Genomic DNA, 23,663 nt, shown 5'->3' with positions numbered 1-23,663 from the left:
TTTATACACAAAGGACTTCTATGGACATCATCATCAACTTCCTCTATGACTGGGGATACCTCGCTCTCTTCATCTGTATGGCTCTTGAAAACATGAATGTTCCGATTCCCAGTGAAATCATTCTGGGCTTTGCCGGTTTTCTTGTTTCTCAGGAAATTTTCTCGTTCTGGCCTACCATTGCCATCGGGACGGCTGCCGGCATTGCTGGTTCCGTCGCTTCCTACTACATGGGCTACAAAGGCGGACGCGGACTCATATTGAAACATACGGCCAAAGGCGGCCTTACTGCAAGAAAAATGATTGCTGCCAAAGACTGGTTTGAAATATACGGCGGAATCGCCATTTTCACAGGCCGCCTTCTTCCGGGCGTCCGCACGTTCATTTCTCTTCCTGCCGGAATTGCCCAGTATCCGATGCCTGAATTCATCGGCCTTACGATTCTGGGAACGGTTCCCTGGACGATTTTCCTCGTATACGCAGGATCCGTCCTCGGCCACAACTGGCAGAAAATCCTGGACTACAAGCTGGAAATCGCACTCGTCTGCGTCGTCATTTCCATTGCGGTCGCCCTTGGATTCCATTTATATTCAAAGCGAAAACAGAAAGCAAGCAAAGATACCCATGAAAACATATAGAAACTGCATCCTCCTTTTCCTTTTCTGCCTTTTTCTTTACGGCACATTTTCCGGACTGATTCCGCTTCTGGACCCGGATGAACCCGTTTATGGCGAAACGGCCAAGGAGATGCTGGCGACAGGAGACTGGATATCCCCGCGCATCTACGGCGAGTTTTGGTATGACAAACCGCCGCTTTTCTATTGGCTGGAAGCTATTTCCTTCTCGATTTTCGGCGTCTCTACCTGGGCCGCCAGACTTCCTTCCGTCCTTTTAGGCGCGCTGACGCCCTGCTACCTCTTCCTCTCCTCCCGCCGCTTCTTAGGAGAAAGGGCTGCGCTTCGCGCAGGCTTCATCTGTGCCACATCGCTTGAAATCATCGTCCTTGCCAGAAGCTCGGTCACGGACATGCTCCTCTGCCTCACACTGACTGTTGCGCTCATGTCATTCCTGAGAAAAGAATACGCAGCTGCGTATATCGCGTGCGGCCTTGCACTTTTGACGAAGGGGCCTGTTGGATTCGGATTCCCGGCCCTGATTGTCGGTCTCTGGCTCATTTTTTCGCGCCAGTTTGACATTAAGCACATCATGGGACTTAAATGGTACTGGGGCATCCCGCTTGCCTGCCTCGTCGGACTTCCCTGGTACATTGAAATGGGCATGCTCCACGGAGATGCTTTCATCGATACATTTCTGGGCTACCATAATATCACGCGCTTCGTGGCTCCTGAGCACGCAGGGCAGAACCATTACTGGCTCTACATCGTCGTCGTGCTGGCAGGCTTCTATCCATGGAGCGGAACGCTTCCGGGGCTTTTGAAGAGCTTCCGTGAATGGAGAAAAGACAAGGTCATGCTCTACTTCATCGTATGGGCGCTTTTCATTTTCCTTTTCTTCTCCGTATCTTCCACGCAGCTCTTCTCCTACATCCTTCCGATGTTCCCGCCGCTTGCCATTCTTTCTTCCGCTTATCTTGCGCGGATTGAAGAGACAGGGCACATTTCCAAAGCCTTCATCATCTGCCATGTCGTCTTTGCACTGATTACGACCGGCGCCGTCGCTTTTGTCCCCTTTTCTCCGGAAGGCGGACCCATCGTCCACTACGCTATCGCAGGGCTCATGGTCCTTGCTGCCTTCTTCTCGGCAAGCCGCCTCGCAAAAGGAAGGTTCCATGCCTTCTTCATGACGCAGGCTGCTTTGATTCTCGTCTTCGTCCTTTCCGTCTGGGGCGCTTTTGAAAAACCGGTCTCCGATCTTTTCACATCAAGAGCCATTGCGGAAAAGACAGTTGCTGAATCACTCGACCCCGATGTCCCTCTTTATATCGATCCTTTCTACCGTCCGTCCTTTGCTTTCTATGAGGATCTGTACGGAAAAGTGCTTCCTGACTTCGACAAGAGGAAGCAGCAGGTCGATGAAAAGAACAAGGAAAACGGCGTCCTGCTTCCGGGCCTTGAAGAACCTGCCCGCCTGCCGGATCAGGCATACATACTGATTCAGAAAAAGCTTTACAAGAACTGGCCGGATGAGGAGAAGAAGGACCTCACACTCATTTGGGAAAAAGATACGGCTTACCTCTTCCGCAAAGGAAATGGCGAAGGTTCTTTGCAGAAGTAATCACATTTCACTTCATTCAGGGAGGAATCCATTTTGAGCACGAAACGACAGAAAAAAGAAAAGAAGGAAAAAGCAAGGCAGGAAGCGTTCTCTACTTCCCATGTGACAGAGAAATCCCTGGGATTCATCTTCATCCTTGCCTTTGCATTCCTGCTCTGGGGATCTTGGGCCCTCCCCATTACCGATCCCGTCGAATCCAATTATGCGCTGACGGCTAAGGAAATGGTCATGTCAGGCAACTGGATGTCCCCGCAGATTTATGGCATTTACTGGTATGACAAGCCTATCATGGTTTACTGGCTGCTTTCCATCAGCTATTCCATCCTGGGCTTCACCGATCTCGCGGCAAGGCTCCCCTCTGCCTTTTGCGGGGCGCTTTCCGTCACGCTTCTTACCTGGTACGTAAGAAGAATCCTGAAGGACAATATTGCAGCCATCTGGGCAGGGCTCATGCTGGCGCTTTCCTTTGAATTCTGGATCATCTCCCATGCCATCATCACGGACAGCATCCTTCTTCTCTTTACGATTCCGACCCTTCTTTCCGCTTACATCGGCGTCATGGAAGGAAGCAGGAAGCATCTGATCATTGCTTATGCCGCTGCTGGCTTTGCCTGCCTCACTAAAGGCCCTGTCGGGCTTGTCCTTCCAGGCATCCTTCTTGTTCTCTGGTGCCTTTCCATGAAAGAGCCGAAGAAGATTCTTTCCCTCTTCCCCATCACGGGCATCCTTGCTTTCCTTGTCGTCGTCCTTCCCTGGTACGGCGGCATGTATGCCATTCATGGAAGCGACTTCGTTTCCCAGTTCCTCGGCCTGCACAACATAGCAAGAGCTACGGTTTCCGAGCATCCGGAAGACAATCACTGGTACTACTACCTTGTCATCTTCCCGGCCGCTCTCCTTCCCTGGACCGGCATGACAATTTATGAAGCCGTCAGGCAGTGGAAAGAAAAGACCCCGTTCTACCGTTTTCTCATGGTCTGGATGATCGGCACAATCCTTTTCTACACCCTTATGGCGACAAAGTATGTGACCTACACTTACATTTCCATCGTTCCTGCCATTATTCTTTCCGCCATGTGCGCGCTCCTCGTGCGTGAAGGGGAAAAAGCATCGAGCCTCTGCGCTTACGGTGGTTTCTTCTTCCTGATTGCCGCTCTTGTGGCAGGTACCATTTACATCAAGGAAGGAAGCTGGCTTCTTTTCTACGCTGTCATCCTTTACGCCGTATGGGAACTCATCCTCCGCTGGAAAAAGAGCAGCGGCCGCCGTCTGACAGTCATTTCCGCCGTTACTGCTTCGGCTTACCTCTTCATCATCATGGAAGGACTTCCCAACTACCTTCCGTCGCGTTCCATCATGGACTCGGCCAATGATATCCATGATGCACCAGGCATCCATTACTTCTTCCATTCCTATCCGGCCGGCTATACGTACTATACCGGAGAAACAGGCATCCGCCTTGTTCCTTCTCTTCCTGACGAAGAAAAGAGAAGCGCTCTTTGGAATGAAAAGTATGTCATGCCGTCCGAGTCTGATGAAGACTTTGCCAAGGAATACAAAGACTCCGGCAAGTCTGTCTATCTCTTTGTTTCCAAGAGCGATATGAAGTACTTCAAGGAATGGCCGATGAAAGATGATTTCACAAAGGATAAGGATCTTCCAAGAGGAACACTTTACCATTTAAATGATGAACCGGAAGCAGCGGGCGAAACAGCGCCACTCTCCCCGGCTGAAGAAAACTGATAAAGCCGGCTTATGCCGGCTTTTCTTTTAGACGAAAGGAACTGCCATGACTATCGATGCATTCATTAAGAGCCTTGCTTCCTACGAGGGAGCGCTCACCTTTAATCCCTGGAAAGATACGGACCTTCGCTATGAAGTGGAAAATGCGCCATCCATAAGGAAAGAGCAGCTTCACGACTACCTTTCCCGCCGCGTTGGGAAGGCAAAGCTTTTTCTGATCGCTGAGGCATGCGGTTATCAGGGCGGACACTTCACAGGGATTGCCATGACATGCGAGCGCATGATACTAAACGAGCATCCCGCAGTAAACAGCCTCATGATCCTCGGGAAAGAGGGAAAGCGGACAAGCAGGAAAGATTCTCCCATGATTGCAAAACCCACGCAGAAGGAAAAAGGCTTCAATGAGCCGACCGATTCCGTCGTATGGAAAGCATGCCTCGATGCCGGCCTTTCCGCTGATGAATTCATCTTATGGAACATCTATCCTTTCCATCCTCATAAGAAAGACGACCTTCTTTCCAACAGGACGCCGACAGATGATGAACTTGCCATCGGGCTCTCCTACACAAAAGAGCTCCTTTCCCTCACCGGGTCCCTTCCCCTTCTTGCCATTGGAAAGAAGAGCGAGAACACGCTCCTGGATGCAGGCTTCTCCGTCAAGGGACTACGCCACCCGGCAAATGGCGGCGCCAACATTTTCAGGAACCAGCTTGCCGATTTCTTCAGGAAATAAAAAGAACCTCCCTCCAATCGCGGAGAGAGGTTTTTCATTTCCTGATCATTATCAATGGTGCAGAATGAAGCGTTTGGTGAAGTAGTTCCAGATCATGACGATGGCCGAAGCGATGACTTTGGCAAACATGTACCAGATACCGACAAGGTCGATGAAAATCCACATGGTCACCTGATTGATGCCAAGTCCCATAAGGGATGTCACGACGAAGAGGACGACCTGCGAGCGGCTCTGATGCTCGGCATGGAAGACAAAGCTGACGCAGAGGAAGTAGTTCAATATGAGCGAGACCGTGAAGGCGATCGGCGCTGAATACAGCGGAGGAAGGCCGCCATACTCTGTCAGTGTGTAAAGAAGGACGTATTCGAGTACGAAGCATCCGCCTCCGACGAGGAGAAAACGGAAAACTTCCCAGAATCGTTCTTCAGATGGAAAGTATTTCAATATCAGTTTCTTAATCATAATGCTCCTGGATTTTTATTATTTCCCAATGGGATGACTTACTTCTTCAGCATCATCTGGATGATATTCATCTGGATCTCAAGATTTTTCCTGCTGTTCTTCACTTCCGTATCAAGGACAAGGCCTATCCCAAGCGCCACGACGGCAGATACCATGAAGAATCCGGATGTGACAAGCGTCGGAAGCTTGGGCACAAGTCCCGTCATTACGTATTCATGGAATACGGGGATGAAAAGAAGAAGGGCAATCAGAGCAAGGATGAGCGATGCCATCGTGAAGAAACGGAGCGGCCTGTAATCCTTGTAAAGAAGGAAAATCGTGCGGAGAACCCTGGTCCCGTCGCGGAAGGTGTGGAGCTTGCTGACGCTCCCTTCGGGCCTGTCCCGGTATGATACGGGAAGGTTCCGGATGAGAAGGTTCTTGTCCAGCGCATGAATCGTCATTTCCGTTTCAATTTCAAATCCTTTGGAAAGGATAGGAAATGTCTTGACAAACATGGTGGAAAAAGCACGATAGCCGGTCATGACGTCCTTGATGTCATGGCTGTTTTTGCCCCAGAACATATTGATGAAGCGGCGGACGACCACATTTCCTGAATTATGGAAGGGCCGCTTGTTTTCTTCAAAGTAACTGGAGGAAAGGCGGTCGCCTACGACCATATCCGCCTGCCCCGAAAGAACCATATCCGCCATTTCGCGGGCGCATTCTGCGGGATATGTATCATCCCCGTCCGTCATGATGTAGCATTCTGCATCGATATCACGAAACATGGAACGGATGACGTTTCCCTTGCCCTGGCGGTATTCCTTTCTGACGACGGCTCCTGCCTCTCTGGCAATGGCAGCTGTATCATCCGTTGAATTGTTGTCATACACATAAATGACGGCTTCCGGGAGCTCCCTTTTGAAATCCGTCACGACTTTCCTGATTGTCAAAGCTTCGTTCCAGCACGGAATGAGCACAGCTATGCGGTCCATCGATTATCCTCCGATATTTATACGCTGTCCTCTATTTTACATCATTTGCCTGCTTTTTTCAGCGGAAACTATCCTGCAAACAGAAAAGACGCCCGCAGGGGCGCCCGTTTCCTGAAAGCTAGAACGGCATATCATGGTGGATGGAAGAAGCATCATCCGTTCCAAAGACGTGTTCTGTCACATCGATGAAGTATCCTGAAAGAAGGGATTCGAAATCCTTCTCTTTCATATTTTCTCCCATGAAGGAAAAAGCGTAGCCGCCTTCAATCCAGTGAGCGGCAAAAGATTTATCCGAAAGTTTTGCCACGGAAACAACCGTCGAGCCTATTTCGATATCCTTCCACTTTCCTGTATAGACGCCACTGATATCTGTATCCGGATTCTCTCCTGTCAGACGGGAAGAACGGATTGTCAGCTGTTCGCCAAGATTGCCGCTGTAACGGACATCTGCCAGTCCCTCTCCTATGAAAAGGAAATGTTCCGTCTTGTATCCTGCAATACGCGGCAGGAAGAGCGGTTCAAAACCGACTGCCTTGCGAAGCTTATTGTATGATGCATATTCCACAATCGGGCTTGGCAGTGAGACATTTTCGCTGCTATAGGCTTTGACGCCTGCCGCTGGCAGCAATAAAGCCAGTGCCAGTGCGGCCGATGCCCATGCCATTTTCGTTTTGTTCATAGTAAGATCCCTCTTCCCGGGCAATACCCCGTTTCCGCCCATTATACTACTTTTCCCGATATGCAACAAATAACGAAAAACGATTGCAGGAATTATAACCCTTTTTCATGGCATTCATCTGTATTTTGATTTCTTCTTCCGGGATTCCGGGGCCCTTGCCAAAGAGCTCGTGCGTCACATAGGAAGGCTCGGCCGCTTCCACGATCCGTGCGGCTGCTTCTGTCCTGAAAGGTTCATGCCGGTCGATGGATGAAATATGGCGGCTGATGACTTCAGGCGTGATTTCCGCAGGAATATTCCCAGCCGCCCTTTTCCTGTACTCTCCTGAAATCGAGCAGGAAAGATGCATGCCAAGAATCAGATCCTTCATGGATCCCAGATTCTTGATTACCTTCGTCACATAATCTGCACCATCCTTTTCATCCCTGATATCGGGATTCGTATTCATCAGATGGCCTGTATCAAGCAGGAGTCCAACATTTCCGCCGCCCAGAAGAGAGAAGAAATAATCCACATTTTCCGGAGAAAGTGCATTGAGCCCCGGCCAAAAGATATTTTCAAAAAGGACGGTGACATTGGACGGAAGCGCATTTTTGACAAGACTGTAGATTCTTGCCGTTTCGAAAAGGACTTCCTTGTCCGTGTAATGGAATTTTCCTGTCCATGCCTCTCTTGCCATACAGTCAGCCACGTGCCAGACGACGTATTTGGGCTCTTCCCTGGCGGCCGCTCTTAGATTTCCCCGGATTGTTTCCAGCCACTCTTCCGGTGTTTCTCCCCCATAGTAGGAAATCAGGAAATCCCTTGTCGGAAATTCCTCCTCGAAGAGTTCCCTTTTTCCCAGCCAGAAATTCATCCAGTCAGGCCAGTAATTAAGGTGGCATCCGATAGTCGATTCTTTCCCGGGAAGATCTCTTGATTTTGTTCCGTACACAAGACTCTCTATCCCGTCAAGGCCAAGATTATCTGTCATCTCCCTGATCTTTTCATCTGTATCATCATCCATGACATAGTAGCTCATGAGCTGTTTCATAAGGTCCTCCTTTCTTTCTGGCCAGGCTTTCCGATTCCCAATTGAACTTCCCATTTCATTTTGCTATGATTAATAAAAGAGGTGATTCCCATGGGAAAATCTGAAAGCTCAAAAAAAGCGATTGCGATGACGATCATTACAGCTCTCGTCACACGCGCATTGAAGAAGAAAAATGATAAAAAGCACGAACTCGTCACGGCTGACTCCAAGGAATTGACAGAAAAGGATCTGTGGAGACCGCTGCAGCCGATCGGGACTATTTATTTTCTGACGCATCCGAAGAAGGCTGTCTACTTCTTCCTCCTGCAGAAATCGCTGATGTTCTCGTGGCGCCTGGCAAGAAAATATTTTAAAGACTGAATTCCAAAAGGACCGGAAACGGTCCTTTTTTAGTGTCCCATATAATAATGGCGGGCAAGGTCTGCCGCGCCAAGAAGCGTACCTGCCTTTCCGCCTGCAAAAAGGATGAGAGATGCATATAAAAGCACCTGCTCTTTTTCTATCCCTTCATCTTTTTCCGCTTGGGAAAATTCCTCGTCTCTGCTGCGTTTTGGAAATGCAAGATCATCCGCTGAGAAGACCGTGGAACCCGTGTCTCCCTTTCTTGCAAAAGAGAGAAGATTGGTTCCCGAAAGAGAAATGCCGCCGTCATCCCGTCCATAGAGGGAAACACCGTCCCTTCCCATCCGGGATGAAAAGAGGGCTGTCTTCCCGCATTCTTCTTCAGACCGGACAATCCACAAAGCTGACCTGCAGCGGAAAACTTCCCGAAGGTAGTAGGGCCTGTCATCGCCTGCCGGCGCAAGAAACACAGACAGTCCCGATTTTTCAGAAATCATGGCTGCCTTCTTCAGGATAGCAGAAAGCACTTCGCCTGCCGGATAATAAACGGCGATATCTGCCCATGGCGTCCCCTTCGGATTTTTATTAAAGTAAGCAAGAAGGCTTTCCAGCGTTTCTTCTCTCCAATCCATTTCCATGATTTCCTCCGTAAAAAAAGGCGGCATCGCCGCCTTCCTCCATTATAGCCAGCTGGCTGTGGAACCATTCATTACTGCCAGAAAGGATTCACTCCATCCATCGCCTGTATCCGCTTCTTTCGTACTTCCCGTTCGGTGTTTTCAATGCTCTGCACAGCGGTTCCGTAAATCAGGCCGACGGAGCAGATATTCGTCATCAGGGATGTGCCGCCAAAGGAAATGAAAGGCAGCGGAACGCCTGTAACAGGGAATGATCCAAGAACCATCGCCATATTGATGAGCCCCTGAAGCGAGATCATGAGCGTCAGCCCATAGACCACGAAGGCTGAGTAGGAATCCTTCAGACGCCTTGCCGTGGCAAATCCCAAAAGCAGGAATGCCATGAAAAGGAGCATGACGATAATTCCGCCTATGAAGCCCATTTCCTGGCAGAATACGGCATAGGCGAAGTCCGTATACTGCTCGGGGAGATAAAGGAACTTGGCAAATCCCTTGCCTATGCCCTGCCCGAGGAATCCGCCTGAGCCAACGGCAATCAGACTCTGCACGGTCTGATATCCCTTGCCGGCCGCATCAGAGAACGGGTCCCAGAGCACGAAAAACCTGTCTCTTCTGTACGCTGAGCTGAGCGCCAGAAGAAGTCCGAGCGTACCGATCCCTGCGCCGCCCAAAAGAATTTCAATGGCAGGAAGCCCCGCAATGATATAAAGGAGGCATGGCAGGAGCAGGATGATGGCTGCCGTGCCCATATCCGGCTGCTTCATGACGAGAGCCGCCATGACAAGCGGCGCCGCCAATGGCGAAATGTATGTCAGAAGCTGGCCAAACGTGTACTTTTTGTTTTTCTTCCTTTTGGAGCCTGAAGCAAAGAGGAAAATACTGACGAATATGCCGACAATGGCGCGGAAAACCTGCGGAATAAGGGCGATTTTCTCTCCGGCATCCACCTTTTTGGCAAGATAAGAAGAGGCCCATATGATTCCTGTCACCTTCGCAAATTCCGATGGCTGCAGCGACACCGGACCGAGCTGGATCCAGCGGGTCGCACCGTTGACATTCTTACCGGCTACGATGACAAGGCAGAGCAAGAGCACCGTCCCGATGACCCAGACCAGCGCCCCTTTGCGCACGAGCTTGATTGGAAGCTTCGTCAGCACGAATGCTGTAATTACGCTGATTGAGAGGAACAGAAGATGTCTTGCCAAGTGGGAGTACGTGCTGTCCCCCGATATGATATTCATGTACTGAGTTGAGCTGTAGATATTCACAGTCCCGATGCAGATCAGAATTACCGTGACAGCAACCAGCCCCAATAATTCAGGTGGTGTATATCGCGAAACTTCTAATTTGACTTGGGACGTCTCGCTACGAGACGACATACTGGATTCCCCTTCCTGGAAAATTTCTCCTCGTACTCCGTCTCTACATCGCCTGGCACGGGAGCCTGATGCAGATCATAAGTCACGTCGGATAATTTCCATCCCATCTCTGTGAATTCCTCGATGGAAAAATCAAAAAGATCCTTATTGTCAGTCTTGAAACGGATTTCCCCGTCTTCTTTGAGGATGAGGGCATAGCGTTTCAGGAAATCGCGGTATGTCAGTCTTCTCTTGGCATGGCGTTTCTTCGGCCATGGATCGCTGAAGTTCAGGTAAATCACCTCAACCTCCCCCGGTGCGAATATATCAAGAATTTCACTGACATCCCCAAGGATCAAACGTACATTGTCGAGCGGCGGTTCTTTTTCCGCTACTTTCTTTGCGGCATAGTAAATGACGCCTTCCTGCACTTCCATACCGATGTAATTGACATCCCTGTGAATGTCTGCCATTCCGGAGATGAACTGTCCCTTTCCTGTACCGAATTCCACATGAATCGGCTTTTCAGGATGCGCGAACTGCGTGCTCCATTTGCCTTTCAGATCTTTCGGTTCTTCCAGAAAAAGAATGGAAGTGTACTGCTTAATGGATTCTTCAATCCAGGGCTTTCTGCGAAGTCTCATAAGTCCTCCTTATATTATACGGGAAAATGAAATCTTAATTCAACATTTTAGATGAATTTTAATAGGATAGCAAGAAAGAGCCGGGCAATCCTGGCTCTTTCCCAAAAAATAGTTCAAATGATTACGATGCCTGGGACAGTCCTTCGTTTTCCACTTCAGGCATCGGCTTGGCGGAAATCTTGACCGGCTTGAAACGGCTCCAGTCGAATTCATCACTGCCGGATGCTCTTGCGCGGTCCTGCAGGCCCTGATTCCAGGCTGCGTCATTGGCCGCCTTATCCGATCCAAGCTGCTCCACATCGTTCCTGATCATGATGTTGCCATACATGGTCATGAGCGTTGTGACGTCCTTGTCGTACTTCGGCGAGAAGAAATCGTCGGTCGGATCATAATGAGCCGCCTTGATTCCCATGATGCCAAGGAAGGTATCATAGAGCATGTCGTTGGTGAACGGCATATTTCTTCTTTCGAGCATCATGCGGAACTCTTCCGGACGTTCTCTCTCATACTGCGGGGATGTGTACACCCAGAACGGGATGTGGACCATGGTGAAATCGAACTGGTCCGCATTATGGCCCGGTCTTTCCGTCACCTGTTCCCCATGATCGGAGAAGTACATGACGCTGTCAGCGTGGAGATAGTTCGTGGCAGAATTCATGATGCTTCCCATGACATAGTCATTGAAAAGCACGGAATTGTCGTATTCATCATTCATGATTTCAGAAGTGCTTCTGACCTTGCCCTGATCTTCCGACCAGTGGTAGAACTCGGACGGATACCTGTCCCAATAGCTGACGTGGCTGCCCATCAGATGGATGACGATGAGCTGGCGGCGGTTATTCGGGTCGACCTTCTTCAAGTACGGGACAAGCACTGTATCGTAGTCCTTGGTGATGACATCAGTGCCGACATACTGGTTGATCCAGTACTGGTCGTCGCAGGCAGATCCGATTGCGCCGATCGGCGTATCCCAGATGCCGAAGCGGGACTGGTTGGAAATCCATGTCGTATGGAAGCCAGCCTCCCTTGCCATATCGATGATGGAATAAGCATTGGCAAGCGCCATATCATTATACTGGTTCTTTTCTGTCAAAGCTTCGGTCAGAACCTGGACGGTCTGCGTATAGCAGGAGTAAGCATGATTGAAGAATACATAATGCGGATCGATGGCTGCCTGTGACTGGAACGGTGTCGTATCTCTTTCGTATCCATAGACATTCATATGATCGCGCGTCAGGGATTCACCGATGACAAGCACATAGACCCCGTCCGGCGCAGCCTTGAGCTTTTCAATGATTTCAGGATCCTTGATTCTCATATTTCTGCGGGCTTCAACGATTTTCTGGAAATCATGGAAGCTCTGCAGCGTTTCATACGTTTCTGCATAGACCTGCGCAATGCGCGTGCCGCCGATCGACAGTCCGCAGAGACCGAGGTTTACGATGAAGAGCCCCAGCATGGCAAACCATGTCTTTCTCGAAACAGATTCCACGCGGTCAAAGCTGAAGCGGCTGTTGTGGTAAATGAGCCAGCCAAGGAGAAGAACGGCTGTCACGCCCACGGCAATGCCTGCATACGGGATATTGACCTGGATGTATTCCATCGTCTCCGCCAGATTGGTCTGCGCCAGTGCGAGCAGCATGTTGATGGAAATCAGGGAATGCGTAATGAAGTAATATCCGATATAAGTGAACTGGATAAGCACATAAACGACAATGAGAAGCGCGCAGATGATACGTGCTATCGTTCTCCATTTCCCCGGCAGGATCCATGCGGCAGTCAGGCAGGAAATGAAGAGATAAAGCGGCGTCGACAGCTCCCCTGATATATCCGACATATCCAGAAGGACATTCGTCTGCGTGGACAGGAACGGCACAATCAGCCCCAGCGCCCATAGGAATGCAATCGTGAGCCATAGATGGAGCGCAGCCTTTTTCAAATCGTGACGGATGAAGTAGGCAGTAACAAAACCCACCTGCAGGAAGAGCAGGAATACCTTGATCTGAGATGCGAAGGCATATCCGCCAGGTGCACCGAAGTACCAGGAAAGGAAGAGAGCAATCGTAAATGGAACGAGCGTTGCGATTGCCCACCAGCGTTTCCAGTGGCCCAGACTTTCTCTTTTTTCCATTTTTTTCACCGGTTCTTTGTCCGGTTCTTTTATTTCATTTATTTCTTTCTTTATTTCATCTGCCGGTTTCTTTCCCGGAAGATCTTTTTTCCCTGCGGAAGCTTTCCCTGCTTTTATTTTTTTACGTGTCATGATAACCCTTTACATACCCGTAACTATATCCTTACTGATAAAAAAATAACTGTTTTATTTTATCACAAGTATGCAAAAAATACATCAAGGAACGGAAAGGTCCCTCTTCCCTCGTTTTACATGAATTTCCTTCCATTCCATCAAAAAAACGCCCGAAGGAAAGGCTCCGGCATTGCACTGGAACCCCCTTCGGGCATTTTATTTTCCTGTATCAGTTTATCCTGTATCAGTTTGTCAGGGAACGGATCGGTGCAGGGATCTTGCCGCCTCTTGCAATGAATTCATCTGCCTTGAATTCGTTGATCTTCATGACAGGAGCATATCCCATGAGTCCGCCAAACTGAACCATGTCTCCCGGTTTCTTTCCAGGTACCGGAATCAGGCGGGTAGCCGTCGTCTTGTTGTTGATCATGCCGATAGCCGCTTCATCTGCAAGGATGGCGGAAATCGTGGATGCCGTCGTGTCTCCGGGAACGGCAATCATATCAAGGCCGACCGAGCATACGCAGGTCATGGCTTCGAGTTTTTCAAGGGAAAGGCTTCCCTTCTGTACGGCTTCAATCATGCCAAGGTCTTCACTGACCGGAATGAAAGCGCCGGAAAGACCGCCGACGGAAGAAGAAGCCATAAGGCCGCCCTTCTTCACTGCATCGTTTAAGAGCGCCAGGGCTGCCGTGGTACCGGGGCCGCCGCAGCTCTCAAGACCCATTTCCTCAAGAACCTGCGCTACACTGTCTCCGACAGCAGAAGTCGGTGCAAGGGAAAGGTCGATAATGCCGAACGGCGCATGGAGGCGATCGACGGCAGCTTCTGCCACCATCTGTCCAAGACGGGTAATCATGAAGGCTGTATTCTTGATCGTCTTGGCAACGACATTAAGCGGTGCGCCTTTGACATCTTCCAGCGCTCTCTTGACGACGCCCGGACCGGATACGCCGACATGGATGGCAGTATCGCCCTGCGTGACGCCGTGGAAGGCGCCTGCCATGAACGGATTGTCTTCGACTGCATTGCAGAATTCGACAAGCTTCGTGCATCCGTATGCATCCTGATCCTTTGTGAGTTCAGCTGTTTCCTTCACAATCTCGCCCATGCGCTTCACAGCATCCATATTGATGCCTGCCTTGGTGGATCCGATGGCAACCGAGCTGCAGATGCTCTTCGTGACAGCCAAAGCTTCCGGAATGGAATCGATCAGAATTTTATCCGAAGAAGACATGCCTCTGTCTACAAGTGCGGAAAATCCGCCCAGAATGTCGACACCGACAGCATCAGCTGCTTTCTGGAGCGTTTCAGCGATCGGCACATAGCTCTTTGCATTCGTGCCGCCGGCAATGAGCGCTACCGGCGTGACAGAAATACGGCGGTTGATGATCGGCACACCGTATTCCCTGGAAATATCATGGCTGACTTCCGTCAAGTGTTCTGCCTTCTGGCAGATCGTATCATAGATCCTGGTCAGCAGGGTCTTTTCATCGTCGGATACGCAGCCCAGGAGCGAAATGCCCATGGTAATCGTGCGGACATCCAGCTTATTCTGGTCAAACATGCGCTCCGTCGCAAGAATTTCCTCTATATCGAGCATGGCTCCCCCTTTCAGATCCTGTGCATGGCATAAAAGATATCCGCCAGCTGCACTCTGACATCGACGCCCAGCTCACGGCCCAGTTCTCCCATATCGTCCTGTACCTGTTTCAAGGAGCCCTTTGCGTTCTCCATGTCACAGATCAGCACCATATCAAAGATTCCATCCAGAATGGTCTGGGAAATATCCAGAATATTGATGTTTTCTTTTGCAAGTTCCTTTGTTACGCCGGCAACAATACCGACGCGGTCGGCACCAATGACGGTTACCACGATTTTTTTCATGTTCTGTCCTCCCTTCGGCATACCGGAAGCGCCCTTTTTCCATCACTGCCTAGGCAGTCACTTCCCGTTTGTTGTACTGCTCTAGCTATTATAGCACAGATCCCCCTTTTTCTTATGGCATTTGAGGCCTCTGTCTTCTATGTCTTTCCGTATTTTTCATCATTATTTTTCATCATTATTTTTCATCATTTGATTCCGGGCTGCCAGGCGGCAGCAGAGGCAGGAATGCTCTCTTTTGCTTTTAATTGTCACCTTTCCCTTTCCCTTCACTTTTGACCCTGCAAAAATCTCTCTGAAATGGTATGATTTCTATTATTCCCAAAATGCAGAGAAGTACCTGCTTTTTACGTTCATGTGTTATTGATTTCCGATATAAGTTTATAAATTGTATAAACTTCGTTGACGATCGCTTAAAGACTCTTCTTTATACTTTGAAAAGCAGCCCTTGTATCAGCGTGGATGTTTATCGAAATTTACTACAAAAGCGATATGTGGCTCCCCAGTATTCAAAACACTGAACTATCCGTTGAATTTATAAATTTATTTATAAACTAAAACTGTATTTATGCCGTCTAAAAAGTGTATAATTAGGATGGGAATAGAAGTTTCTGAATTTACCAGCCATGGTAAATTGTTTTTGAATCAAAGGAGGGCCGTATGTCAAAACTGAAATACATCTCTTGGAATGTCAACGGACTCCGGGCCTGCATCAAGAAAGGGTTCATGGACGCATTCCATGATCTGGATGCAGACTGTTTCTGCCTGCAGGAAACCAAGCTGCAGCCGGATCAGATCGAACTTGACCTGCCCGGATACCACCAGTACTGGAACAGCGCTGTCAAAAAAGGCTACAGCGGGACCGCGATTTTCAGCAAGAAAGAGCCTTTGTCCGTCACCTATGGACTAGGGATCGAGGAACATGATCAGGAAGGGCGTCTCATCACTGCCGATTTCGGATCGCATTATCTCCTCTGCTGCTACACGCCAAACAGCCAGCGCGGACTTGTCCGTCTGGACTACCGCATGAAATGGGAAACGGAAATGATTGCTTACATGAAGCGTCTTTCCGAAGAAAAGCCCGTCATCCTCTGCGGCGACCTCAATGTCGCTCATGAGGAAATCGATATCGCCAACCCGGCATCCAACCACAAGAACGCCGGATTCACCGACGAAGAAAGAAGCCGCATGACTGAGCTTCTGTCAGAAGGATTTACCGATTCCTTCCGCTTCAAGTATCCTGACAAGGAAAAGGCGTATTCCTGGTGGAGCTATTTTGCTAAATCCAGGGAAAGAAACATTGGATGGAGAATCGATTACTTCATCGTCTCCAATGCTTTGAAGGCGCATATCGAGGATGCAAAGATCCATCCGGAAATCATGGGAAGCGATCACTGCCCTGTCGAACTTGATCTTGATCTGGATTAAGGACGGAGGCGAATCAATATGGATGAAAATGATAATCCGGCAGAGAACTTAGCACCTCCGCTGCCACCTGTACCGCCTGCCCCGCCGGAAGGAAGCAGTCTGCAGCAGAAGATGATTGCAAGCACACTGGGACTCATAGGCATTCCTGTCTCCGCTTCCATCATCATTACGACACTGCTCCTCCTCTATGCTTCTCACGGGGACGCCGTCATCAACAAGTATGTTTACATGGGATTCATCCTCCTGATCCTTGCGATCATCGCTTTCAGCGCAAGGATGGATTACCTCTTCTATGAAAGAACGAAGTCGCGCATCATCATCCCGCTCCAGCAGCTGTCCCTGGCAGCCCATGCCATACAGTACGGGAACTTCAATGTCGTGGTTGACCACCACAGCGATGATGAGCTTGGCGAGGTCTGCAACACATTCCGCACGATGCAGTCATACCTGAAGAACAGCATCGCAGAACGCGCCCACCTCCTCACAAGCCGCAAGATCCTCTTCTCAGGCATTACACATGACCTTAGGACCCCGCTCACGACAATCATGGGATACACGGAAGCCCTGCAGCTGGGACTTGGCAAAACGCCGGAAAAGAGGAAGCAGTACCTTGCCTCGATTGCCTCGTGCGCAGATGACTTGTCAAAACTGATCGATGAATTGTCTCTTTATAATAAACTTTCGACAAGCCGCATCATCTGCCATCCGGTACCGACGAACTTCAGCCGCGCTATCCACTCCTTCATCAATGAAGACCTGGAATACTTGAAATCCAGGAATGTGAACGTCTCTTACAACACCGATGATTCCATCATCGCCATGCTTGATGAGAAAGAATTCCAGAGAGTGGTTTTCAATTTACTGGCAAATACGATAAAATATAGAGACAAAGATACCTCAGAAGTCCTGATCCAGATTTACCGCAAGGGAAAATATGCAGAATTCACGTATCAGGATGACGGCCCCGGAGTTCCTCCGGAAAAGACCGCCCACATATTCGAAGCCTTTTACAGGACGTATGAGGCAAGAAGCAAAACAAGCAACGGCAGCGGCCTTGGTCTTGCGATTGTAGCGGAGATCGTCACGGCGCATAAGGGACGTTACCGCGCTGTCAATGAAAATGGATTGAAAATGATATTTGATATCCCGCTGAAAGAAGGGAGCAACACAAAATAATGAGAAAAGTACTTGTAGTGGAAGATGAACCGAAGATTGCCAACATGGAAAGAGATTTCCTGGAAGGCGCCGGCTTTGAACCATATGTCACAGACAATGGCGAGGAAGCCCTCAAGATCATGGATGAAGTGAAAATCGATGCTATCATCCTTGACGTCATGCTTCCGGGAGAGGATGGATTCTCTCTTTGCCGCAAAATGCGTGAAAAGACTGATGCGCCGATTATCTTCGCAACAGCACGCACAGAAGATGCGGACATCGTCAGAGGTCTGGGCCTCGGCGCTGATGACTACATCGTGAAGCCGTTCAAGGGCACTGTCCTCATGGCTCACCTGAGAGCTCAGCTCGCTACCCACAACCGTCTCCTCAGCAGAGACCTTGCAAGACCGCAGGTGGAAAAAGGCATTACCGTAGGCGATGTCACCATCTGTCCGAAAGCCCGCCAGGTACTCCTGAACGGCAAGGACGTCACACTGACAGGCAAGGAATTCGACCTCCTCTACTTCCTCGTCCAGCATCCGAATGAAGTATTCTCCAAGGAACAGCTCTTCGAGAAAATCTGGAGCTTCGATCCGATCGGCGATCCTGCAACGGTCACCGTACATATCAACAGACTGAGAGACAAGCTGAAAAACGCTGCCGGACATCCTTATGAAGGAATCGAAACCGTCTGGGGCGCAGGCTACCGCTTCCATCAGGACTGATTCCGGGGGGTGGAATTTTGCGAATTTTAGTAACCGGCGGTGCCGGATTTATAGGTTCTCATCTGGTCGACAAGCTTCTGTCGCTCGGCCATGAAGTAACCGTCATTGATAACCTCTCCGCAGGGACGGGAGAATTCCTCCCGCCTCAGGCGGAATTTATTCAAGCGGATATCAGAGATAGAAAGACCCTTCAAGACCTTTTTGAAAAAAGGAAATTTGACGTCGTTTATCACGAAGCAGCACAGACCATGGTTCCTGTATCCATCAAGGATCCAAGCTATGATGCGGACGAAAACATCATGGGACTTCTTTCCGTCCTTGAGTGCGCAAGAGCGACTGGCGTGAGAAAGATTATTTTCTCCTCCTCTGCCGCTGTTTACGGGGACAACCCCGCCCTTCCCCTCAAGGAAAATGAAGTGCCTGTCCCGGAATCCTTCTACGGCCTGACCAAGTGGATGACCGAGAAGTACCTGGAACTTTACAAGAAACTGTACGGCCTTGATTACACGATCCTTCGCTACAGCAACGTGTACGGTCCCCGTCAGGGAGCTAACGGAGAAGGCGGCGTCATCTACATTTTCGCAAAAGCCCTTGCCTGCGGAAAGCCCATCACCATCTTCGGCGACGGTTCACAGACAAGAGACTTCATTTCCGTCCATGACATCGTTGCAGCCAATGTCGCTGCCCTTGAAAAAGGAAGCGGGGAAATCTGCAATGTCAGCACGGAAACGGAAATCAGCCTGAACGAGCTCGCCCATGAAATAGTCACACTGGCCGGATATGATGATTCCTTCATTCATTACACAGAAGAACGTACAGGAGATATCCATCGTTCCTGCCTGTCCAATGAAAAGCTGAAATCTCTCTTCGGCTGGAAACCATCGTACAACTTAAACGACGGATTGAAGGATACCCTTTCCTTCTTTACCCAGCGGGAAAAGAATACCAAATAATCCAATAAAAAGAGACTGTCAATCGAACCATCGATTCCAGTCTCTTTTTGTTGGATTTATTTCAGAAGTTTTTCAATCATGTGCGCTACGCCGTCTTCTTCATTCGATGCGCAGACAGCTTTCGCTGCATCAAGGGCAATCTTGTCCGCATTGGCTACTGCATAAGACTCTCCTGCCATCCTGAGAAGCGGGACATCATTTTCCGTATTTCCAAATGCCATGATCTCGGAAGAGGAAATCCCTGCCTGATCCGCCAGGTACTTCACAGCCGTTGCTTTATTAATGCCGCTCTTGTGCATATCGACGAAGTCATCTCCGGGGAATACGACATCTACTGCATCCCCGAACTTGTTTTCAATAGCTTTCCTGATTTCCAGCCTGACAGCGGGATCCGGATCAGAGAAAACGATCCTTGTCACCTTCTTTGGCGGATTGAAGAAAGCCGCCCCGAGAAATTCTGGCTGCACGGTCCTGTACTTCCTGTACTTGATTTCCGTCCCGTCGGGGCCTTCCATGTAGATTTTATCATCCCAGAACGCAGTGACCTTGAGCCCCTCTTCCTTTGCCCATAAAAGAGCCTTTGAAGCAAACTTTGGATCCATGCCTTCCTGATAGATGGCTTCCCCCGTTTCCCCCATCATGATCCATGCGCCCGTATAGCATACGACCGGGACATTGCCCAGTTCGAGCACTTCCATTTTCTTCCTGGCCGAATTGCACATACGTCCCGTAGCAATGACGACCTTGAATCCTTCCTCCGATGCTTTCTTGATTACATCACGAGAGTATGAGGAAATGGTCATGTCGTCATGCAGGAGCGTACCGTCAAGATCAATCGCCATCATACGAATCGACATATCAAAACTCTCCTTCTTCAGGGAAATCCCTGTATGATACCCGGTAAACGGGTAATTATTTCAAAAGAACATTCTTATTCGACTATACCACATTTACAGATGAGAAAATACCCTTGGCGCCAAATGGAGCCGATTTCACCTTCCTCTTTGCTGAATGGTAGCAAAAAGCAGGATTATTCATTATAATAAATAATAATCAAGGGCATGCCTCATGCCAAATTCCAGAGCCTGCCGCGGCTCTTTTTTTCAACGGAGAATGTATGAAATATCGTCTTCTGCTCGTACTGGCGGCCTTGATCTGGGGCTCTGCCTTTGTGGCGCAGGTCGTCGGCATGGACACGATCGGTCCATTTACCTTCGGCGGCGTACGTTTCCTCTTGGGAAGCGCAAGCCTTCTGCCCATTATTTATATGAACCGGCATAAGGAAAATCCCAAGTCCACGAAGATTCCGCTCTGGGCGGCTTTCCTCATGACGGGACTTCCCCTTTTTGCCGCTGCCACGATCCAGCAGGTCGGCCTGCAGTTCACCACGGCATCAAAGGCCAGTTTCCTGACAGCCAATTACATACTCTTGGTCCCCTTCTTCGGGCTCTTTCTGGGACATCCGCTCCGCCTGACGCACCTTGTCGGAGCCGTCACTGCTATTACGGGCGTCTACCTCATGTCCATCAAATCAGATTTCACCATCAGTCCGGGCGACCTCATGATGCTTCTCTGCGCTATTTTCTTCTCCCTGCAGATTCTGGCGCTTGATTACCTGACGCAGAGATTCGATCCCGTTCTTCTTTCATCGGGACAGTTCTTCGTCACAGGCATCCTGAACCTTGTCCTTGCCTTTATGTATGAAACACCGACATGGACCGGAATCGAAGGCGCTATGGGCGCTCTCCTCTATACCGGCATCCTTTCAAGCGGCGTTGCTTACACGCTGCAGGCAGTCGGGCAGAAATACATGCCCCCGACTGAAGCCTCCATGATTTTAAGCCTTGAAATGGTCTTCGGCGGATTGAGCGGCGTCCTTTTCCTGGGCGACACATTCACCGAACGCCAGATGGCAGGCATTGCCGCCATGTGCATAGGCGTATTCGTCTCGCAGCTTCCAAGCCGGGCCATTCTCCGGCTCAGAGAAAAACCCATCTCATAAATCCCACGATGTATTCATCCCCTTACGGGAATTGATCAGGAAGGAGCAGTATTATGAAAGAAATCGTTATAGCGCAGCCATTGGGCATTACCAGGGAGCTTTTGGAATCCCTTGTATCCGGTCTTAAGAAAGAAGGCTGGAACCTGACCGCTTATGACAAAGTCCCCTCCGGACAGGAAGAGCTCGGGAAACGCATCGAAGGTGCTGACATCGCTGTCATTGCCAACTATCCTTTGAAGAAGGAAGCATTGGAAAAAGCCTCTTCCCTCAAGTACCTCTGCGTCGCTTTCACCGGTGTCGATCATGTCGATATCTCTTACTGCAAGGAAAGACATATTGCCGTATCCAACTGCGCAGGCTATTCCACTGAATCCGTTGCTGAACTTGCCTTCGGCATGGCGCTTTCTCTCTACCGCATGCTTCCTGAATGCGGGGAAGCCATAAGAAATGGAAAAACGAACGCCGGCCTTTGCGGCATCGAGCTCAAGGGAAGGAAATTCGGCATCATCGGAACAGGCGCTATCGGACAGCGCGTGGCCGGTCTTGCCCAGGCATTCGGATGCGAAGTCTATGGATACAGCCGCACACCGAAGACTTACCTTGTCAACTACACCGATCTTGATACCCTTCTTAAGACCTGCGACATCATTTCTATCCATGTCCCCCTGACCGATGAGACAAGAGGACTGATCAATAAGGAAAAGATTGCCCTCATGAAGAAGGATGCCATCCTGATCAATACCGCCAGAGGCCCTGTCGTCGACAGCAAAGCCCTTGCCGATGCATTGAAGGAAGGAAAAATTGCCGGCGCAGGCATCGACGTCTTTGAAGGCGAACCTCCGCTTCCTGCCGATCATCCGCTCCTCTCTGCTCCTCACACCATCCTTTCGCCGCACGTAGGCTTTGATACGAAAGAAGCTATGGAAAGAAGAGCCATCCTTGTATTCCACAATATTGAGAACTACCTGAAAGGCGACCAGAAAAACGTCATCTGCTGATGCAATATAAATGAAAGGCCCTGCATGCCGCCTGGCATGACAGGGTCTTTTTGTATGTACACTCCATGTATTTATTTCTGAATGAGTTTTTCCATATCTTCTGGAAGCGGCGCGCGGAAGGATTTCCCTGAAACGCCTTCAAAGCCTTCTTCAAAGGCAGGAAATGATAGCAGTCCTGCATGAAGCATCTGCCTTTTGATGCCAAGTTCCCTTGACGCTTCGATGCTCTCCTTTGTCCCGTACTTCTTATCCCCCAGGAGCGGATGACCTTTTCCTGCCATCTGCACGCGGATCTGATGGGAACGTCCTGTCAGGAGCTCGATTTCTACGCGCGTGAAGGTAATTCCCTCTTTGCGATACGTTTCTTCGGCTTCATAGAGGATTTCAATATGCTGCGCATCTTCTGATTTCTTCACGAGGCGTACCTGGTTATCCTCATGATCCTTCTTAAGATAGCCTTCCAGCTTTCCCTTCCCCTTCATTTCTCCGTAAACAAGGGCTGTGTAGATCTTTCTCACATCACGCTTCCGGATGATTTCATTCATGGCCTGCAGGGCATGGATATTCTTTCCTGCAATGACAAGGCCGCTCGTATTCCTGTCGAGGCGGTTGCAGACGGACGGCTTGAAAACAGGCGTCACTTCATCCTTCAGGTACGCAAGGATTTCATCATTCAATGATTTTTCCCCGGATGCATCCCCCTGCGTCAGAAGCCCTGCCGGCTTGTTGACAAGAAGCACATCATGATCTTCATAGACGATTCTTCCGGAGAGTTCATCCCCGTCAGCTTTCCTTTCCGGGACCTTTTCTTCTTTTCCCATGAACTTGTCTATCGTTTCATCGGAGAACCAGATTTTAATGCTGTCCCCTGCCTGGATTTTTTCCTTTCCTTCAAGCTTCCTGTCGTTCAGTGTAATATTTTTCTTTCGAAGACTCTTCCGCAGAAGACTGGCTGATGCACCGGGCATCAATTTCGTGATGTATTTCCATACACTCTGCCCTGCTTCCGATTCGCGGACCCTGAATTCTTTCATACTTTTCTCTCTTTCAATTTAAACGGGCCTTCCTGCCGCTCCTGCCATCCGGATGCATTTTACCTCTTTCCTGGCAAAGCGCAGAGAATCCCGGTTTATGCTTATTTCTTTATTGTACCATTATGCGCGGTTCCCATGGAATATTCCAATAGAAAAAGAGGAGCTCTTGTCAGCCCCTCTTTTCATCAACTTACTTCTGCTTTTTGAAATACGGCTTGATGCCTCCGCCAAGTTTTGAACTGCGGATGGCAGCAGCTGCTTTCTCCGTTACGATATAGAATGCCGGGATCAGGAAGAGCCCGAATAACGTAGCAAATGTCATACCTCCTACGACGGCAACACCCATGCCGCATCTGGCCCCTGCGCCCGCACCGGTTGCAAGCGCCAGCGGCAGGCAG

24 protein-coding genes are annotated in these 23,663 nt (G+C 49.7%); 11 read left to right on the top strand and 13 right to left on the bottom strand.

The window, feature by feature from the left end:
• The first annotated feature begins 20 nt into the window (after positions 1-20).
• The 4 genes from M3200_RS07020 to M3200_RS07005 are packed head-to-tail and all read left to right on the top strand — an operon-like array spanning position 21 to position 4,708.
• Entirely contained in the window at positions 21-635 is a 615-nt protein-coding gene (locus M3200_RS07020; protein ID WP_022382827.1) for a DedA family protein, read from the top strand.
• Complete coding sequence (locus M3200_RS07015) at positions 622-2,232, top strand: ArnT family glycosyltransferase (protein ID WP_022382826.1); 1,611 nt, start codon at positions 622-624, stop codon at positions 2,230-2,232. The genes M3200_RS07020 and M3200_RS07015 overlap by 14 nt, the downstream gene beginning before the upstream one ends.
• Positions 2,233-2,265: 33 nt before the next feature.
• The gene (locus tag M3200_RS07010; protein WP_022382825.1) at positions 2,266-3,975 is read left to right on the top strand and encodes an ArnT family glycosyltransferase; all 1,710 of its coding nucleotides are present in this window, start codon (positions 2,266-2,268) and stop codon (positions 3,973-3,975) included.
• A 46-nt stretch (positions 3,976-4,021) separates the two neighbouring features.
• Positions 4,022-4,708, top strand: coding sequence for a uracil-DNA glycosylase (locus M3200_RS07005; protein ID WP_022382824.1), 687 nt, complete (start codon positions 4,022-4,024; stop codon positions 4,706-4,708).
• Positions 4,709-4,759: 51 nt separating this feature from the next.
• Here M3200_RS07005 and M3200_RS07000 read toward each other — a convergent pair whose 3' ends face one another.
• From M3200_RS07000 to M3200_RS06985, 4 genes are all read right to left on the bottom strand, one after another.
• Positions 4,760-5,170: a GtrA family protein gene (locus M3200_RS07000; protein ID WP_022382823.1), complete on the bottom strand. Its 411-nt coding sequence runs from the start codon at positions 5,168-5,170 to the stop codon at positions 4,760-4,762.
• Positions 5,171-5,208: 38 nt separating this feature from the next.
• Entirely contained in the window at positions 5,209-6,147 is a 939-nt protein-coding gene (locus M3200_RS06995) for a glycosyltransferase family 2 protein (RefSeq protein WP_022382822.1), read from the bottom strand.
• 118 nt (positions 6,148-6,265) lie between these two features.
• The gene (locus tag M3200_RS06990) at positions 6,266-6,826 is read right to left on the bottom strand and encodes a hypothetical protein (RefSeq protein ID WP_022382821.1); all 561 of its coding nucleotides are present in this window, start codon (positions 6,824-6,826) and stop codon (positions 6,266-6,268) included.
• Positions 6,827-6,872: 46 nt separating this feature from the next.
• The gene (locus M3200_RS06985; protein ID WP_022382820.1) at positions 6,873-7,859 is read right to left on the bottom strand and encodes a hypothetical protein; all 987 of its coding nucleotides are present in this window, start codon (positions 7,857-7,859) and stop codon (positions 6,873-6,875) included.
• A gap of 90 nt (positions 7,860-7,949) precedes the next feature.
• Here M3200_RS06985 and M3200_RS06980 point away from each other — a divergent pair, with 90 nt between their 5' ends.
• Entirely contained in the window at positions 7,950-8,219 is a 270-nt protein-coding gene (locus tag M3200_RS06980) for a hypothetical protein (RefSeq protein WP_022382819.1), read from the top strand.
• A 29-nt stretch (positions 8,220-8,248) separates the two neighbouring features.
• Here M3200_RS06980 and M3200_RS06975 read toward each other — a convergent pair whose 3' ends face one another.
• From M3200_RS06975 to M3200_RS06950, 6 genes are all read right to left on the bottom strand, one after another.
• Complete coding sequence (locus tag M3200_RS06975) at positions 8,249-8,839, bottom strand: hypothetical protein (RefSeq protein WP_143332316.1); 591 nt, start codon at positions 8,837-8,839, stop codon at positions 8,249-8,251.
• A 71-nt stretch (positions 8,840-8,910) separates the two neighbouring features.
• Complete coding sequence (locus M3200_RS06970) at positions 8,911-10,218, bottom strand: FtsW/RodA/SpoVE family cell cycle protein (RefSeq protein WP_022382817.1); 1,308 nt, start codon at positions 10,216-10,218, stop codon at positions 8,911-8,913.
• Complete coding sequence (gene trmB / locus M3200_RS06965) at positions 10,182-10,841, bottom strand: tRNA (guanosine(46)-N7)-methyltransferase TrmB (protein ID WP_022382816.1); 660 nt, start codon at positions 10,839-10,841, stop codon at positions 10,182-10,184. The genes M3200_RS06970 and trmB overlap by 37 nt, the downstream gene beginning before the upstream one ends.
• A gap of 121 nt (positions 10,842-10,962) precedes the next feature.
• Positions 10,963-13,104 (bottom strand): sulfatase-like hydrolase/transferase, encoded by a 2,142-nt coding sequence (locus M3200_RS06960; protein WP_022382815.1) that lies wholly within the window; start codon positions 13,102-13,104, stop codon positions 10,963-10,965.
• Between the two features lie 226 nt (positions 13,105-13,330).
• A complete protein-coding gene (locus M3200_RS06955) occupies positions 13,331-14,689 on the bottom strand; it encodes a PFL family protein (RefSeq protein ID WP_022382814.1) in 1,359 nt (452 codons plus the stop codon).
• Positions 14,690-14,700: 11 nt separating this feature from the next.
• Entirely contained in the window at positions 14,701-14,973 is a 273-nt protein-coding gene (locus tag M3200_RS06950; protein WP_022382813.1) for an ACT domain-containing protein, read from the bottom strand.
• A 666-nt stretch (positions 14,974-15,639) separates the two neighbouring features.
• On the opposite strand from M3200_RS06950, the gene M3200_RS06945 reads away from it, so the two are divergent.
• Genes M3200_RS06945 through M3200_RS06930 form a run of 4 tightly spaced genes read left to right on the top strand, consistent with a single transcriptional unit; the run spans position 15,640 to position 19,231 of the window.
• Complete coding sequence (locus M3200_RS06945; protein ID WP_174182972.1) at positions 15,640-16,398, top strand: exodeoxyribonuclease III; 759 nt, start codon at positions 15,640-15,642, stop codon at positions 16,396-16,398.
• An 18-nt stretch (positions 16,399-16,416) separates the two neighbouring features.
• Positions 16,417-17,574, top strand: a complete 1,158-nt coding sequence (locus tag M3200_RS06940) for a sensor histidine kinase (RefSeq protein WP_022382811.1) — start codon at positions 16,417-16,419, stop codon at positions 17,572-17,574.
• Positions 17,574-18,278: a response regulator transcription factor gene (locus M3200_RS06935; protein ID WP_022382810.1), complete on the top strand. Its 705-nt coding sequence runs from the start codon at positions 17,574-17,576 to the stop codon at positions 18,276-18,278. The genes M3200_RS06940 and M3200_RS06935 overlap by 1 nt, the downstream gene beginning before the upstream one ends.
• Before the next feature lie 17 nt (positions 18,279-18,295).
• Positions 18,296-19,231 (top strand): NAD-dependent epimerase/dehydratase family protein, encoded by a 936-nt coding sequence (locus tag M3200_RS06930; protein ID WP_022382809.1) that lies wholly within the window; start codon positions 18,296-18,298, stop codon positions 19,229-19,231.
• Between the two features lie 56 nt (positions 19,232-19,287).
• Here the strand turns inward: M3200_RS06930 and M3200_RS06925 are convergent, their stop codons facing one another.
• Positions 19,288-20,088, bottom strand: a complete 801-nt coding sequence (locus tag M3200_RS06925; protein ID WP_022382808.1) for a Cof-type HAD-IIB family hydrolase — start codon at positions 20,086-20,088, stop codon at positions 19,288-19,290.
• A 260-nt stretch (positions 20,089-20,348) separates the two neighbouring features.
• Here M3200_RS06925 and M3200_RS06920 point away from each other — a divergent pair, with 260 nt between their 5' ends.
• Positions 20,349-21,233, top strand: a complete 885-nt coding sequence (locus M3200_RS06920) for a DMT family transporter (RefSeq protein WP_022382807.1) — start codon at positions 20,349-20,351, stop codon at positions 21,231-21,233.
• Positions 21,234-21,286: 53 nt separating this feature from the next.
• Positions 21,287-22,231 carry a 2-hydroxyacid dehydrogenase gene (locus tag M3200_RS06915; RefSeq protein ID WP_022382806.1) on the top strand — a complete coding sequence of 315 codons (945 nt, stop codon included), beginning with the start codon at positions 21,287-21,289 and terminating at the stop codon, positions 22,229-22,231.
• A 71-nt stretch (positions 22,232-22,302) separates the two neighbouring features.
• Here the strand turns inward: M3200_RS06915 and M3200_RS06910 are convergent, their stop codons facing one another.
• Together M3200_RS06910 and M3200_RS06905 are read right to left on the bottom strand one after the other, a co-directional pair.
• Positions 22,303-23,265, bottom strand: a complete 963-nt coding sequence (locus M3200_RS06910; protein WP_022382805.1) for an RluA family pseudouridine synthase — start codon at positions 23,263-23,265, stop codon at positions 22,303-22,305.
• A 190-nt stretch (positions 23,266-23,455) separates the two neighbouring features.
• Positions 23,456-23,663, bottom strand: a 208-nt coding sequence (locus M3200_RS06905; RefSeq protein WP_288178208.1) for an efflux RND transporter permease subunit, incomplete at its 5' end; no start/stop codon positions are given.

The organism is Dialister sp. CAG:357 (assembly GCF_000435155.1).
GTDB lineage: Bacteria > Bacillota > Negativicutes > Veillonellales > Dialisteraceae > Dialister > Dialister hominis.
This window is presented reverse-complemented; position numbering and strand designations above follow the sequence as displayed.

What these genes read in the sequence shown, in the direction of transcription:
- M3200_RS07020 (WP_022382827.1), top strand. Translation starts at nt 21, where the DNA reads ATGGACATCATCATCAACTTCCTCTATGACTGGGGATACCTCGCTCTC.
- M3200_RS07015 (WP_022382826.1), top strand. Translation starts at nt 622, where the DNA reads ATGAAAACATATAGAAACTGCATCCTCCTTTTCCTTTTCTGCCTTTTT.
- M3200_RS07005 (WP_022382824.1), top strand. Translation starts at nt 4,022, where the DNA reads ATGACTATCGATGCATTCATTAAGAGCCTTGCTTCCTACGAGGGAGCG.
- M3200_RS07000 (WP_022382823.1), bottom strand. Translation starts at nt 5,170, where the DNA reads ATGATTAAGAAACTGATATTGAAATACTTTCCATCTGAAGAACGATTC.
- M3200_RS06995 (WP_022382822.1), bottom strand. Translation starts at nt 6,147, where the DNA reads ATGGACCGCATAGCTGTGCTCATTCCGTGCTGGAACGAAGCTTTGACA.
- M3200_RS06990 (WP_022382821.1), bottom strand. Translation starts at nt 6,826, where the DNA reads ATGAACAAAACGAAAATGGCATGGGCATCGGCCGCACTGGCACTGGCT.
- M3200_RS06985 (WP_022382820.1), bottom strand. Translation starts at nt 7,859, where the DNA reads ATGAAACAGCTCATGAGCTACTATGTCATGGATGATGATACAGATGAA.
- M3200_RS06980 (WP_022382819.1), top strand. Translation starts at nt 7,950, where the DNA reads ATGGGAAAATCTGAAAGCTCAAAAAAAGCGATTGCGATGACGATCATT.
- M3200_RS06975 (WP_143332316.1), bottom strand. Translation starts at nt 8,839, where the DNA reads ATGGAAATGGATTGGAGAGAAGAAACGCTGGAAAGCCTTCTTGCTTAC.
- M3200_RS06970 (WP_022382817.1), bottom strand. Translation starts at nt 10,218, where the DNA reads ATGTCGTCTCGTAGCGAGACGTCCCAAGTCAAATTAGAAGTTTCGCGA.
- trmB (WP_022382816.1), bottom strand. Translation starts at nt 10,841, where the DNA reads ATGAGACTTCGCAGAAAGCCCTGGATTGAAGAATCCATTAAGCAGTAC.
- M3200_RS06960 (WP_022382815.1), bottom strand. Translation starts at nt 13,104, where the DNA reads ATGACACGTAAAAAAATAAAAGCAGGGAAAGCTTCCGCAGGGAAAAAA.
- M3200_RS06955 (WP_022382814.1), bottom strand. Translation starts at nt 14,689, where the DNA reads ATGCTCGATATAGAGGAAATTCTTGCGACGGAGCGCATGTTTGACCAG.
- M3200_RS06950 (WP_022382813.1), bottom strand. Translation starts at nt 14,973, where the DNA reads ATGAAAAAAATCGTGGTAACCGTCATTGGTGCCGACCGCGTCGGTATT.
- M3200_RS06940 (WP_022382811.1), top strand. Translation starts at nt 16,417, where the DNA reads ATGGATGAAAATGATAATCCGGCAGAGAACTTAGCACCTCCGCTGCCA.
- M3200_RS06935 (WP_022382810.1), top strand. Translation starts at nt 17,574, where the DNA reads ATGAGAAAAGTACTTGTAGTGGAAGATGAACCGAAGATTGCCAACATG.
- M3200_RS06925 (WP_022382808.1), bottom strand. Translation starts at nt 20,088, where the DNA reads ATGTCGATTCGTATGATGGCGATTGATCTTGACGGTACGCTCCTGCAT.
- M3200_RS06920 (WP_022382807.1), top strand. Translation starts at nt 20,349, where the DNA reads ATGAAATATCGTCTTCTGCTCGTACTGGCGGCCTTGATCTGGGGCTCT.
- M3200_RS06915 (WP_022382806.1), top strand. Translation starts at nt 21,287, where the DNA reads ATGAAAGAAATCGTTATAGCGCAGCCATTGGGCATTACCAGGGAGCTT.
- M3200_RS06910 (WP_022382805.1), bottom strand. Translation starts at nt 23,265, where the DNA reads ATGAAAGAATTCAGGGTCCGCGAATCGGAAGCAGGGCAGAGTGTATGG.